The following is a 13238-nucleotide window of genomic DNA, read 5'->3' as shown; positions in this document are numbered from 1 at the left end:
CTTTTAAATGACGTTCAGACGCTCCAGGAGGAAGAAGAAGGCCGCGGGCATGGGCTCGTCCCCGCACTCACGCCGTACCTTCTCCCAGTCGACCTTCTCCCGCAGGGCGCGCGCGATGGGCAGGGCCGCCCCGAAGTCGCAGTGGTGCTCGGAGAACGCGGCGGTCAGGCTCCACAGCAGATCGGTCGGGGCCAGCACGGGCATGCGCACCGAGTCGACCGACAGCTCCTGCGCCCGCTCCAGCATGTCCGCGCCGACCGGCCGGTGCGCCAGCTCGAAGATGATGTCCACCGGCTGGCCGAAGCACGTCGCCTTGATCAGCCAGTCCTCCGGCGGGGTGTACACCGTCAGCCCGGCTTCGTGGAGCGTGGCCGCCACCGCTTCCGCGTCCTCGGGGCGGATCGCGAAGTCGACGTCGTGCTGGAGGTTCTTCTCACCGCCGTGGGCGTACGCGGCCACACTGCCCGCCAGCGCGAACAGGTGCCCCTTGCGCTTCAGCAGGGCGCCGACCTGCTTGGCCGCCTCCAGCAGCGCCTGGTTGCGGTCCTGCGGGAGTTCCTGCAGCGGCTGGTCCGCCTGCGGGTCCTGTGGTGGCGCGGGCTCGTCCCCGTCCGGTGCCGTGCGGAGATCCGGGATCCCCGGTCGCCGGACGAGCGTCGCGTCATCACCGTTCTGCGTCATGACCACTCCTTCGCCGAACCGGACACGTCGCTCCCGTGCGGTGTCCGGACCCGAGACGGCTGTTTGCCTGCACTGAGTACCCGGCGCTCCCGCCCCGACACGGACGGCTTCCGAAGAGCGGCACGCCTGCCCCTCACCGGCCCGGGCGGCGCGCCCACCACGGGAGTTCCCCCGGAGACGTCCCGCAGGGCGTTCGTCGCACAGCGCACCTCACCGCCCGCCGCGCCGCCCTCTCGTTCCCGGCGAGGCGCTGCGTGGGCGGGGTCCACGACGGCGAAACCGTCATCTGACCTCACCGCCCCACCGGACCCGGCCGAACAAGACAAGCGCATACCCCAACAAAAGCGGAATATGAGTCGAAGAGGTGGGAAACCGGATGAAGCCGCCGGACCATGCGCTTGTGGAGGTCGACATGAACCAGGAGACATCACGTTCGTCGGATCTTCCGCAGCCGTTGCGGGCCGTGGCCTCTGGCCTCAGGCACCTCCCGGGTGCGGAGCAGGTCGGCAAGGTGGCCACCGACGCGCTCGACAGGATCGGCGCGGTCTCGCCGCGCGGTCGCCGCATGGCCGTCTACGCCGGTGCCGGCGTGCTCGGCGTGGCCGGAGTCGTGGAATGGCCGGTGGCCGTGACCGGCGCGGCGGTCGCCTGGCTGACCCAGCCGCGCCCGGGCACACGGCCCGACGGCGCGTCACCGAACGGCGCAACACCCACCGGCACGACCGGTGATCTCGACTCCGCCCAGGAGGAGCCGGACGATCAGGACACCTCCTCCTACGGCCCCGGCGCCAGACTCGCCGCGTCCCACTACCGTCGCGAGCGGCCGGACGAGCACGTCCACGAACAACCCGCGAAGGTCGGCGACACCGCCACGGCCTCCGCCCTGAAGCAGGTCGCGGAGGCCACCGCTCACCACCCGCACGGCGAGGAGCCGGACCAGGCCCCCCGACCCGGACACGACAGCCGCTCCACCGGCTGAGTCGGGACGGCAGCAGATGCTCACACGCTTCGACGCCGCCCCGCTCGTCGGGGCCGTGGCCGGCGCGGCCGCAGGCGCCGCCCGCAGCACCGCCCAGTCGGTGACGTCCGTCTACGACACCACGCGCCGCGTCCGCAACGTCGCGCGCAACGCCCTGACCGGCGGCCGGCACTGGCAGGCCGGGCAGCGCCTCCATCTCGCCCTGCGGCACCCCGACGGCGATACCCCGGCGCTCGCCCGCAAAGTCGCCGGGGAACTGGTCGAGCACCCGGACGTGCTCACGGCGTACTGGGACGGGGGACTGGCCCGCCTGGTCGTCACCGTGGCCGAGGGCGCCGCCACCGACCGGATCACCGAACACGCCACCGCGCTCGCCGCCCGCTTCGGCCTCGAGGAGGGCGTCGACCCCAACCTCCGGGACACCTCCCACCCGGGCGACCCCGCAGAGGTGCGCGTCAGCGCGGCGGCGATCCTGCTGGACGCCGCCGGCGCGGCCGGTGCCCTGGCCGGCCGGTCCCTGCGGCTGCCGCCCGGCTCACGCATCGTCACCGCCGCCGTCACGCTGCTGCGCGAGAACCCCCGCTTCCGGGCCGTGCTCCGGCAGCGGTTCGGCCCGTCCGGCATGGAACTCGTCCTCGCCGGAGTGAACGCCGCCGCCCACGGCATCGGCCAGACCCCGCTGGCCCTCGTGCTCGACGGCATCCTGCGCGGCAACCAGCTCACCGAAGCCGTGGCCAGGGCCGCGGCCTTCGAGGCGCTCCACGACGACATCTGCCACCACCGGCGCACCAGCCTGGCCTGCCCCACGGACACCCGGCCGCCGCTCAAGGTGACCCCCGCGGCGGAGTACGCCGCCCATGCCAGCACCGGCAGCCTCGCCGGCGCCGCCGCCACCCTCCTCGTCACGCACAACGCGACGGACGCGGCCGAAGCGCTCCTCGCCGGATCCCCCAAGGCGGCCCGCTACGGACCGGCCGCCTTCGGCGCGACCCTCGGCACCCATCTCGCCCACGCCGGAATCCTCCTGCGCAACGGCGAACGCCTGCGGCAGCTGGAGATCGCCGACGCCCTCGTCCTGCACGCCGACGCGCTGCGCGGCCTGCGGCAGGACGACACCGGCGACGGCCTGCCCGACGACCCGGTCCACCCCTTCGCCGAGGCCGTCCTGGACGCCGCCCGCCGAGCGGGACTGCACGTCGTGATCGCGGGCGGCTCCGACCTGAAGGACATCACCCGGCTCGCCGACGAGGTCGCCCCCAGCGCCAAGCCGTTCGGAGACGTCGTACGGGCCTTGCAGGACGAGGGGCGCGTGGTGGTCACCGTCGCCCGCCCGGACGAGTCCGGCGACGGGCACGTCGCGGCCGGACTGCCCGCCGGTGACGTGGCCATCGCCCTCATCGACGGGCGGGCGGCCGTCTCCTGGGGAGTCGACGTGCTGGCCCCGGGCGGGCTCACCGACGTCTGGCGACTGCTGACCGCCATCCCGGCGGCCCGGCGCGTCGGACGCCGCTCCCAGACCCTGGCCCGCGCGGGCGCGGCCCTCTCCGGACTCCTCGTCGCCCGGGGCGGGCAGCCCCCCGGCCGGCAGCTCCTGTGGCCCCTCTCCCGGCACGCCCCCGTCAACATCGCCGCGGCCAACGCCCTGATCACCGGCTGGCTCGAAGCCACGCGTGTCGCCCGGGCCACCCCGCCGCCGCCCCGGCTGCACATCCCCTGGCACGCACTCGAACCGCACGAGGCCCGCGACCGGCTCAGGCGTGCCGACGGCGACGGCGAGCCCAGCGGACTCGCCCTGCTCGTGGACCGCTCACGGCAGCGGACCGCGCGCCTGACCCGCCACCCCGCCGCGGCACCCGCCCGCTGGACGTGGCAGGCGGCCGGAGCCGTCCGCCGCGAACTCGACGACCCGCTCACACCCGTCCTCGCCACCGGGGCCGTCGCCTCCGCGCTGCTCGGCTCGGTCGTCGACGCGCTGCTCGTCGTCGGCGCCATGGACCTCAACGCCGTGACCGGAGGACTCCAGCGGCTGCGGGCCGAGCAGGCCCTGGCCCGGCTCGCCGCCCGGCAGCAGCCGAAGGCCCGCAAGCAGGACAGCCGCCGGCGCACGGTCACCGTCGACGCCGCCCGGCTGCGGCCCGGCGACGAGATCAGCCTCGGCGCCGGAGATGTCGTACCCGCCGACGCACGGCTCTTGGAGGTCGACGGACTGGAGGTCGACGAGTCGGCGCTCACCGGCGAATCCCTGCCGGTGACCAAGTCCGTCGACGCCACGCCCGGCCTGCCGGTGGCCCAGCGCACCTGCATGGTCTTCGAGGGCACCACCGTCGTGGCCGGAGGGGCCACCGCCCTCGTCGTGGACACCGGCGACCAGACCGAGGCCGGCCGGGCCGTCACCCTCGCCGCCCGTACCCCGCCGCCCGCCGGAGTGCAGGCCCGGCTCCAGGAGCTCACCCGTAAGGCCCTGCCGGTCACCTTCACCGGCGGCGCGGCCGTGACCGGGCTGTCCCTGCTGCGCGGCAGCCCCGTCCGGCGCGCCGTCAGCGGCGGTGTCGCGGTCGCCGTCGCCGCCGTCCCCGAAGGCCTTCCGCTCGTCGCCACCGTCGCGCAGATGGCGGCGGCACGCCGGCTGTCCCGCCGGGGCGTCCTGGTCCGCACCCCGCGCACCCTGGAGGCGCTCGGCCGCGTCGACACCGTCTGCTTCGACAAGACCGGCACCCTCACCGAGAACAAGCTGCGGCTGGTCCGGGTCGCCACCGCCGACGGCACCGTCCTCGCCACCGACACCGACGAGGCCGCCCCCATCGTGCGGCTGGCCGCCCGCGCCTGCCCCCAGGAGGAGACGGGCCAGGGCCGCCGCATCGCGCACGCCACCGACGAGGCCGTCCTCGACGTCGCCCCGCCCGACCAGGACTGGGCGCCGACCGGGGAACTGCCCTTCGAGACCCGCCGCGGCTACGCCGCGGCGGTCGGCCGCGACGGCGACCCGGACATGGGGGAGCTGCTCGTCGTCAAGGGCGCGCCCGAGACGATCCTGCCCGCCTGCCGGGACCTGCCCGGCCACGCCTGGGACACCGCCCACGAACTGGCCGGACAGGGACTGCGTGTTCTCGCCGTCGCCCGCCGCTCGTGCAGGGCCGACAACGCCGAACACGAACTCGACACCGCGCTCGGCGATTTGGAGTTCAGCGGTTTCATCGCGCTCGCCGACGTCCCGCGCGACACCTCGCACGCCCTGCTCGCGGAACTGCGCCGCTCCGGCATCCTGCCCGTCATGCTCACCGGAGACCACCCGGAGACCGCCCGCGCCATCGCCCTGCAACTGGGCTGGCCGGAGGAGACCGAGGCGGTGACCGGTGACGAACTCGTCGCCATGGAGCGCCGCGAGCGCGTCCGGGTCCTGCGCGGCGCGGGCGTCATCGCCCGGGTCGCACCCGAGCAGAAACTGCACGTCGTCGAGGCCCTGCAACAGGCCGGGCGGGTCGTCGCGATGGCCGGCGACGGCGCCAACGACGCCGCCGCCATCCGCGCCGCCGACGTCGGAGTGGGCGTCGAGTCCCGCGGCTCCGCGGCCGCCCGCAACGCCGCCGACCTCGTGCTCACCACCGGCGACCTGTCCGTCCTGGTGGACGCGGTCGCCGAGGGCCGCGCCCTGTGGCGCAGCGTCGCCGACGCGGTGAGCATCCTCATCGGAGGCAACGCCGGCGAGGTCGGCTTCAGCGTCCTCGGCACCCTGCTCGCCGGTGCCTCGCCCCTGTCGACCCGTCAGCTGCTGCTGGTCAACCTGCTCACCGACATGTTCCCTGCCATGGCCGTCGCGGTCACCCCCAGCGGCGACCCCTCGACCGCGCAACACGCCGAGACCGGCCCGATGGGCCTCGACGTCCTGGGCGCGCCCCTGCTGCGCTCCATCCGCCGCCGCGGCATCACCACCTGCCTCGGCGCGGTCACGGCCTACCTCATCGGCCGCCTCACCCCCGGCACCGAACGCCGGTCCACCACCATGGCCCTGTGCGGGGTCGTCGGCGCCCAGCTCGTGCAGACCCTCTCCGGGCGCCGTCACAGCACCCTCGTGTGGGTCACCGCCCTCGGTTCGGCCGCCGTCCTCGCCGCCCTCGTCCAGACCCCCGGGGTCAGTCACTTCTTCGGCTGCACCCCGCTCGGCCCCGTCGCCTGGGCCGGCGTCGCCCTGGCCATCGCCCTGTCGGCCCTGGCCCCCCGCCTGGAACGCCTCCGGGCCGTGCACGCCCTCTACGACGCGGCGGCCCGACTCGCCCTGCGCCTGGGCGACCTGAGCCGGCAGGCCGGGCAGTTCCTGCAGAGCGGCATCGCCGGACCGGTGGCGGCATGACGGGCGGGCACAGCAGAAGGCCGCCACCACGTGCGGTGGTGGCGGCCTTCTCGTGCCGGGTCAGACCTGGCCGCGCCAGGCGCCCGTCTCCGCTCCACGGGCCTCCATGAACTCCTTGAACCGCTTGAGATCCCCGGAGACCTGCCGCTGCACGAACCCGAGCTTGTCGCCCACCGTCTCGGCCACACCACTGGGGTCGAAGTCCATCTGCAGCATGACCTTGGTCGTGTCGTCCTGGATGCGGTGGAAGGTCACCACACCGGCCTGCCGCGCCTCGCCGTCCACGGTGGTCCACGCGACGCGCTCGTCGGGGACCTGCTCGGTGATCTCCGCGTCGAACTCCCGCTCCTGTCCGCCGACCTTCGTCACCCAGTGCGTGAGGGTGTCGGTGCGCTGCTCGATGCGCTCGACACCGTCCATGAACTCGGGGAAGGACTCGAACTGCGTCCACTGGTTGTACGCGGTGTGCACCGGCACGCGGACCTCGATGGATTCCTCTACCTGCGACAAGGCGATACCTCCCTCTCTCGTACGTGAGCGACCGACGGGTACCGGATTTCGCGCCGCTCACTCATCGTCAGCAAAACTCGTCCGACCAGGTGTTCTTTCCGCCCTCGCTGGTACCCGTCCGTCAACTACGGACCGGGAGGTGATCGCCATGACGGACACGCACCGCACGGCCCCCGCCGCTCCCCGCACGGGAAGCGCGCAGACGGCCGGGGAAGAACCGGTGGGCGAGCTGGTGCAACGGGCCACCGAGCAGCTGACCGAGCTCGTGCGCGGCGAAATGCGCCTCGCGCAGGCGGAGATGACGGAGAAGGGCAAACGCTACGGCAAGGGTGGCGGCCTGTTCGGCGGAGCCGGCGTACTCGGTTTCGTCACCCTGCAGGCCCTGGTCGCCACGGTGATCGCCGCCTTGGCCGTACCGCTGCCGGTGTGGGCCGCGGCGCTGATCGTCACGGGCGTCCTGGCCCTCGCCACGGGCCTGACGGCGCTGGCCGGACGCAAGCAGGTGCGCAGCGCCGCCCCGCCCACCCCGCAGCGGACCATCGACAGCGTGAAGGCCGATGTGGCCGAGATCAAGGAGAGTGCACAGCGATGACCCAGCCCCCGCACGACGAGCCGACCGCCCGCAGCCAGGAGGAGTTGCGCGAGCAGGTCGAGCACACCCGGCACGAACTCGGCGACACCGTCCAGGCACTCGCCGACCGTGCCGACGTCAAGACCCGCGCCCGCGAGAAGGCCGTCGCGGTCAAGGAGCAGGCCGGGGCCAAGGCGCAGGAATGGAGCGGGCAGGCCAGGGCCAAGGCCGCACACGTCGCCCACACCGTGGAGGAGAAGCTGCCCGAGCCGGTGAAGCAGAAGGGCGCAGCCGCCGCTCAGGGCGCCAAGGAGAAGGCCGCGCAGGCCGAGCAGGTCTGGCAGGACAAGGCCCCGCGGCAGATGCGCGACCACCGGGCCGCCCTGCTGGCGGGCGCCGGTGCCGTCCTGGTGGCGGCTCTGCTGATCCGCCGTCGCGGCAACCGCTGAGCCACGGCACACCGGCATCCGGCCCCCGTCACCGCTTGCGGTGGCGGGGGCCGGACGGCAAGGTCAGGTGCCGTGGCCACTTTGCTGATCGTCCATCACACGCCCTCGCCCCACTGCCAGGCGATGTTCGAAGCCGTCCTGTCCGGTGCGACGGACCCCGAGATCGAGGACGTGAGGGTCGTCCGGGTGCCCGCCCTGTCGGCCACGGCCTCCGACGTCCTCGCCGCCGACGGCTTCCTCCTCGGCACCCCCGCGAACCTCGGCTACATGTCCGGGGCCCTCAAGCACTTCTTCGACCAGGTCTACTACCCGTGTCTGGACGCCACCCGCGGACGCCCCTTCGGCTACTGGGTGCACGGCGGCAACGACGTCACCGGCGCCGTGCGCGGGATCGAGTCGGTCACGACGGGCCTTGGGTGGCGCCGCACCGCCGAGGCCGTCACCGTGACCGGCGAGCCGGACAAGGGCGACCTCGGGCGGTGCTGGGAACTGGGCGCGACGGTCGCCGCCGGACTCACGGGCTGAACCGTCGGGCCCCGTCAGGTCTCGTCCAGCCGGCGCCGGTCCTGCTCGTCCCACGTCCGGGTGTCACGCGGCTGCGTGTACGGCTCGGCCTCCGGCGGGTGACCACCGGCGATGGCCCGCTGCCGCGCCGTCTCCGCGTCGAACTCCAGGCCCAGCAGGATCGCCAGGTTGGTGATCCACAGCCACACCAGGAAGACGATGACACCGGCCATCGTGCCGTAGGTCTTGTTGTACGAGGCGAAGTTGGCCACGTAGAACGCGAAACCGCCGGACGCGAGCATCCAGATCAGCAGGGCGAGCAGACTGCCGGGCGTGAGCCAGCGGAAGCCCTTCACCTTGGCGTTCGGGGTCGCCCAGTACAGGAGCGCGATCATGGTCGTGACCAGCAGGACCAGGACGGGCCACTTCGCGATCGACCAGACCGTCAGCGCGGTGTCGCCGACCCCCAGGGTCGTCCCGACCTGCTGGGCCAGCCCGCCGGTGAAGACCACGATCAGCGCGCTGATCACGGCCATCACCATCAGCACCACCGTCACGGCCACCCGCACCGGCAGCAGCTTCCACACCGGCCGGCCCTCGGGCATGTCGTAGACGGCGTTGGCCGAGCGGATGAACGCGGCCACATAGCCGGACGCCGACCAGACCGCCAGGACGAGACCGACGATCGCCATCAGCGAGCCGATGCCGGCGTTGCCCTGCAACTGCTCGACGGCACGGGTGATGATGTCGCGGGCCGAGGCGGGAGTCAGCTGCTGTACGTTCTCCAGCACCTTGTCCGTGGCCGACTTCCCGGCGAGGCCCAGCATGGACACCAGTACCAGCAGCGCGGGGAACAGCGACAGCACGCCGTAATAGGTCAGCGCCGCCGCCCGGTCGGTCAGCTCGTCGTCCTTGAACTCCCGCAGGCTTCCCTTCAGTACCGCGCCCCACGACTTCGGGGGCAGATCCGTCGGCTTGTCGGGCGCCGCGCCCTCCACTTCGGGGCTCGGCCCGGGGTCCTCGGACACGGGGGCGGAACCCTCGCGGCGTTCGGCCTCGGCAGGTCCTCGGCGTTCCGCGTCGACCCGCTCTCGGCTTTCGGCGTCGGTCGGCTCTCGGCCTTCCTGCTCGGGTCCCGGTCGCGGGTCCTGAGGCGGCGCCTCGCCTTTGTGGTGTTCTTTTCGTCCTGGAATATGCAGCTTCACCATGTGAGCCGGGTAACCCCTGACGGGGCCCTTAAGCCGCGCTCGCACAAGCCGGGCCCTCGGCGTGTCCCAAGAGGGTCGCGGGAGCGCTCCCATAGCGTGCACGATGCCGTCATGACAACGACGCACATCATCCGGCCGTACCGCCCCGAGGATCGCCCCGCCCTCGACGACATCTGCATCCGCACCGCCCATCACGGCGAGGACAGCCGCCCCCACTACGCGGACCCGAACATCTTTCCGGCGGCCTTCGCGGCGCCGTACGTCCATCTGGAGCCGGACCTGGCCTTCGTGCTGGACGACGGGCGGGGGCGGGCGGTCGGGTACGTCCTCGGCACGGCCGACACCCCTCGTTTCGCCGAGGCCTTCCGCACCACGTGGCTGCCCCTGGTGGCCGACCGTCACCCGGAGCCACCCCGGCCGCCGCGCACCCCGGACGAGGTGATGGCGGGCCTGCTGCACGACCCCGAACGGATGGTGCTGCCCGGGCTGGCCGCCCACCCCGCGCATCTGCACATCGACCTGCTGCCCGGCCGGCAGGGCCGCGGTCACGGCCGCCGCCTGATGCGGACGTTCCTGCAGGCCCTCCAGGACAGGGGAGTGCCGGCCGTCCATCTGGCCATGTCGACCGCCAACACCCGGGCAAGGGCCTTCTACGACCGCTTGGGCTTCGAGGAGATCGACATCCCCGCGCCGGACGGGGTCGGCTACCTCGGACGCACCACGAAGGAACTCGACCGGCTCTGACGGTCCTGCCCATCGAACGCATCGAACGAGTGGAATGCGCCAGGAGGCGCGGAAGTGGCGCAATCGGGCGTTGCCGAGCCGTGTCATCGGGCGCAGCCTGTGCGATGTGGGAGCGCTCCCACGCTCTCCGCACTCCCCGCATGTCGAAACATGATCGAAAACGGAAACGAGCACGGTCGAAGGTACGAAAACCCCCACACCCGAAAGAAGGAGATCATGAATTGTCATGGTCATGACTTGCGCTTTCCCGGGCTCAGGTCCCGTCTGACGCTCGCCCTGAGCGTGCTGGTCGCCGCACTGCTCAGCCTGATCCCCTGGAGCGGCACCGCCGTCGCCCACGGGTCGGTCGTGGACCCGGCCTCCCGCAACTACGGCTGCTGGCTGCGCTGGGGGAGCGACTTCCAGAACCCCGAGATGGCCCGTCTCGACCCCATGTGCTGGCAGGCGTGGCAGGACAATCCCAACGCCATGTGGAACTGGAACGGCCTGTACCGCAACGGCTCCGGCGGGAACTTCCAGGCCGTCGTCCCCAATGGCCAGCTCTGCAGCGGCGGACGGACCGAGGGCGGCCGGTACAACTCCCTCGACGCCGTCGGCGCCTGGAAGACCACCGACATCACCGGCGACTTCACGGTGAAGCTCTACGACCAGGCCAGTCACGGCGCCGACTACTTCCTGGTGTACGTCACGCGGCAGGGCTTCGACCCCACCACCCGCCCGCTGACCTGGAACGACCTCCAGCTCGTCAAGCGCACCGGCAGGTACGCGCCCAGCCAGAACTACGAGATTCCGGTGAGTACTTCGGGGCTGAGCGGCCGGCACGTCGTGTACACGATCTGGCAGGCCTCGCACATGGACCAGACCTACTTCCTGTGCAGTGACGTGAACTTCCGCTGACCTGCGCCGCCCCGCCGGACGGTGCGTCCGGCGGGGCTCGGGCCGGGCCGTGCTCCATGAGAGTTCTCCGAAAGTTTTCGGGGTGAGTGAACACACCGGTGCTTCCGTACGTATGGGGCGAGGGGATTTTCATGCCCGGTACGCCACAAGCGCAGGAGAGCACCCTTGGGACGCAACACGCGAAGACGCCCTACCGGCCCACGACGCGCGACCTTCGCCGCATTCGCACTGATTCTGGGCGGCGGTGGCCTGATGGCCGCGAACGTCTACGCCTCGGCCACGGACGGGGATTCGGGCGGTGACTCCGCCCAGACGCGGTCCGGCGCGGGGGTTCGGACGGCGGGCGCCACGATCGACTGCCCGGACGTCGGCAGCAAGCTGACCTCGGTCCCCGAGCAGGCGCGCGGGGAGGTCGACAAGGAACTCGCCCTCCTGGACGAGCAGATCGCCAAGGCCTATCAGCGGCTGAGCGAATCGGCGCAGCAGATGCGCCAGGATCCCGGCTTCGCCGACAACGCGGTCGTGAACCCGCTGAAGGAGAAGCGGACCGCGACCCTGGAGCGCATCGCGATCGCCATCGACCGGGTAGGGGACCGCCCCGAGGGGCTGGAGGCCTTCGCCGCCTGCACCGTGGAGGAAGGCAACCAGGCTCCCGCGCAGGGCGAAGGCCAGGACGGCGCTGAGGCCGGGCAGCCCGGCCAGGAGCAGGGCGGGACCGGCCAGGAACAGGGGAACGGCCAGGGCCAGGGCGCCAATGGCGGGCAGGCGGGCAACGGCCCCGTCGCCGCCGACTTCGCGGACATCAAGAGCGTCCAGCCCAACGTGAACAACCCCAGCCCGCAGGGCGACGCCTCCCGCGGCTCCTTCGCCACCGACTGCGGGGTGAACGAGAACGGGCTGTTCAACTCCGACAACATCATCGCCGCCCCGGGTGTGAGCAACGGCGCCCACCACTTCCACGACTACGTCGGCAACCAGTCCAACAACGCCTTCGCCAGCGACCAGGACCTGGCCAAGGCGGAGACCAGCTGCGACGACCAGGGCGACAAGTCGTCCTACTACTGGCCCGTCGTGCGTCTGCAGAACGGCGCCCAGGAGCAGGACGCCGACAAGCCCGGCGGCGGCATCGAGGGCAACGCCGGCGAGATCGTCACGCCGAAGCAGGTCACGCTGACCTTCGTCGGCAACCCGCGCGAGAAGGTCACGGCCATGCCGCGGCTGCTGCGCATCATCACCGGCGACGCCAAGTCGTTCGTCAACGGCCCCGCCAACGCCAACGCCTCCTGGAGCTGCACCGGCTTCGAGGACCGGCAGTTGAAGGACAAGTACCCGCTGTGTCCCCAGGGCAGCGACGTCGTACGGACCTTCAAGTTCCAGAGCTGCTGGGACGGGCGCAACATCGACAGCGCCAACCACCGCACCCACGTGGCGTTCACGGACGCCGCAGGCACCTGCCCGTCCGGCTTCCGCCCCATCCCGCAGCTGGTCCAGCGCATCGTCTACGACATCGACGCGCCGAGCCTGCAGGACGGCGGCCGTACGACACCGCTGTTCGCGGTCGACTCCTTCCCGGAGCAGTTGCACAAGCCGGTCACGGACCACGGCGACTTCATCAACATCTTCGACGAGGATCTGATGGAGGAGATGGTCGACTGCATCAACGACGGCCGTGAGTGCGGAGCCGGAGCGGACGGCGGGCAGAACCCGCCGGCCGAGCAGCCCCAGGAGGAGCCGACCAAGTCGCCGGAAGCCCCGCAGGAGGAGCCGACGAAGACTCCCGAGGCCCCGCAGGAGGAGCCCACCAAGGCTCCCGAGGCCCCGCAGGAGGAGCCCACCCGCACGCCCGGCGCTCCGCAGGGCGGGAACGGCGCCGGGAAGCCCGGTGACAAGGGCGACGGCGGTGACGCCGGCAAGGGTGAGGCCGCGAAGCCCCCGGCGAACAAGCCGGCGCCCGAACCGGACTCCGATGACGCGTCCACGGCTCCCGGCCGGGCCGAGCCCGAGGTGAAGGCGACCTCCACGACCGGTGGCGGTGACGCCGCCGAGCAGGGCGGCGGTGCGAAGGAGGCCTCCGGTGAGGAATCGGACGGACTCGGCGACTCCCAGGCCGTCGGCGCGGCGACCAGTGCGGCGCCGACCCCGTCGGCTCCCTCGCAGACGGAGCCGCAGGCGGTCGGCGGGGGCGGCCTGGCCGACACCGGCGCCCAGCTGTGGCCGGCCGCGGCGGGCGCAGTCCTGGTCATCGCGGGCTTCGTCGTCCTGCGCCGGGTGAGGCGCGGCCAGGCGTAGTGCCCGGGCACGACCCACGAACGGCGGCGGGATCCCACCGGATCCCGCCGCCGTTCCG

The 13238-nt window shown here is 72.5% G+C and carries 11 protein-coding genes; 8 read left to right on the top strand and 3 right to left on the bottom strand.

Annotated features, from left to right (window positions below; genetic code table 11):
- Positions 1–3: 3 nt before the first annotated feature.
- On the bottom strand, positions 4–681 hold the full coding sequence (locus QNO09_RS32180) for a nucleotidyltransferase family protein (protein WP_283973779.1): 678 nt from the start codon (positions 679–681) through the stop codon (positions 4–6).
- 412 nt (positions 682–1093) lie between these two features.
- Here QNO09_RS32180 and QNO09_RS32175 point away from each other — a divergent pair, with 412 nt between their 5' ends.
- Positions 1094–1660: a hypothetical protein gene (locus QNO09_RS32175; RefSeq protein WP_283973778.1), complete on the top strand. Its 567-nt coding sequence runs from the start codon at positions 1094–1096 to the stop codon at positions 1658–1660.
- A 16-nt stretch (positions 1661–1676) separates the two neighbouring features.
- Positions 1677–6008 (top strand): cation-translocating P-type ATPase, encoded by a 4332-nt coding sequence (locus QNO09_RS32170; RefSeq protein WP_283973777.1) that lies wholly within the window; start codon positions 1677–1679, stop codon positions 6006–6008.
- Between the two features lie 60 nt (positions 6009–6068).
- Here the strand turns inward: QNO09_RS32170 and QNO09_RS32165 are convergent, their stop codons facing one another.
- Entirely contained in the window at positions 6069–6518 is a 450-nt protein-coding gene (locus QNO09_RS32165) for an SRPBCC family protein (protein ID WP_283973776.1), read from the bottom strand.
- 148 nt (positions 6519–6666) lie between these two features.
- Here QNO09_RS32165 and QNO09_RS32160 point away from each other — a divergent pair, with 148 nt between their 5' ends.
- The 3 genes from QNO09_RS32160 to QNO09_RS32150 all read left to right on the top strand — a co-directional run bounded on the left by QNO09_RS32160 (position 6667) and on the right by QNO09_RS32150 (position 8063).
- Entirely contained in the window at positions 6667–7110 is a 444-nt protein-coding gene (locus QNO09_RS32160) for a phage holin family protein (RefSeq protein WP_451523381.1), read from the top strand.
- On the top strand, positions 7107–7538 hold the full coding sequence (locus QNO09_RS32155) for a DUF3618 domain-containing protein (RefSeq protein ID WP_283973775.1): 432 nt from the start codon (positions 7107–7109) through the stop codon (positions 7536–7538). Before QNO09_RS32160 ends, QNO09_RS32155 begins: the two co-directional genes overlap by 4 nt.
- A gap of 72 nt (positions 7539–7610) precedes the next feature.
- The gene (locus QNO09_RS32150; protein ID WP_283973774.1) at positions 7611–8063 is read left to right on the top strand and encodes a flavodoxin family protein; all 453 of its coding nucleotides are present in this window, start codon (positions 7611–7613) and stop codon (positions 8061–8063) included.
- A gap of 14 nt (positions 8064–8077) precedes the next feature.
- Here QNO09_RS32150 and QNO09_RS32145 read toward each other — a convergent pair whose 3' ends face one another.
- On the bottom strand, positions 8078–9250 hold the full coding sequence (locus QNO09_RS32145; protein WP_502962372.1) for a YihY/virulence factor BrkB family protein: 1173 nt from the start codon (positions 9248–9250) through the stop codon (positions 8078–8080).
- Between the two features lie 111 nt (positions 9251–9361).
- On the opposite strand from QNO09_RS32145, the gene QNO09_RS32140 reads away from it, so the two are divergent.
- From QNO09_RS32140 to QNO09_RS32130, 3 genes are all read left to right on the top strand, one after another.
- Complete coding sequence (locus QNO09_RS32140; protein WP_283973772.1) at positions 9362–9994, top strand: GNAT family N-acetyltransferase; 633 nt, start codon at positions 9362–9364, stop codon at positions 9992–9994.
- Between the two features lie 216 nt (positions 9995–10210).
- Positions 10211–10891, top strand: coding sequence for a lytic polysaccharide monooxygenase auxiliary activity family 9 protein (locus tag QNO09_RS32135; protein ID WP_283973771.1), 681 nt, complete (start codon positions 10211–10213; stop codon positions 10889–10891).
- Positions 10892–11143: 252 nt separating this feature from the next.
- A complete protein-coding gene (locus QNO09_RS32130) occupies positions 11144–13180 on the top strand; it encodes a DUF1996 domain-containing protein (protein ID WP_283973770.1) in 2037 nt (678 codons plus the stop codon).
- Positions 13181–13238: the final 58 nt, after the last annotated feature.

This window comes from Streptomyces sp. 378 (genome assembly GCF_030124145.1).
Taxonomy (GTDB): domain Bacteria; phylum Actinomycetota; class Actinomycetes; order Streptomycetales; family Streptomycetaceae; genus Streptomyces.
The sequence above is the reverse complement of the archived record's forward strand: the minus strand, read 5'-3'. Positions and strand labels throughout refer to the sequence as shown.

Coding starts and splice junctions, on each gene's coding strand:
- QNO09_RS32180 (WP_283973779.1), bottom strand. CDS start 681: ATGACGCAGAACGGTGATGACGCGACGCTCGTCCGGCGACCGGGGATC.
- QNO09_RS32175 (WP_283973778.1), top strand. CDS start 1,094: ATGAACCAGGAGACATCACGTTCGTCGGATCTTCCGCAGCCGTTGCGG.
- QNO09_RS32170 (WP_283973777.1), top strand. CDS start 1,677: ATGCTCACACGCTTCGACGCCGCCCCGCTCGTCGGGGCCGTGGCCGGC.
- QNO09_RS32160 (WP_451523381.1), top strand. CDS start 6,667: ATGACGGACACGCACCGCACGGCCCCCGCCGCTCCCCGCACGGGAAGC.
- QNO09_RS32155 (WP_283973775.1), top strand. CDS start 7,107: ATGACCCAGCCCCCGCACGACGAGCCGACCGCCCGCAGCCAGGAGGAG.
- QNO09_RS32145 (WP_502962372.1), bottom strand. CDS start 9,250: ATGGTGAAGCTGCATATTCCAGGACGAAAAGAACACCACAAAGGCGAG.
- QNO09_RS32140 (WP_283973772.1), top strand. CDS start 9,362: ATGACAACGACGCACATCATCCGGCCGTACCGCCCCGAGGATCGCCCC.
- QNO09_RS32135 (WP_283973771.1), top strand. CDS start 10,211: ATGAATTGTCATGGTCATGACTTGCGCTTTCCCGGGCTCAGGTCCCGT.
- QNO09_RS32130 (WP_283973770.1), top strand. CDS start 11,144: ATGGCCGCGAACGTCTACGCCTCGGCCACGGACGGGGATTCGGGCGGT.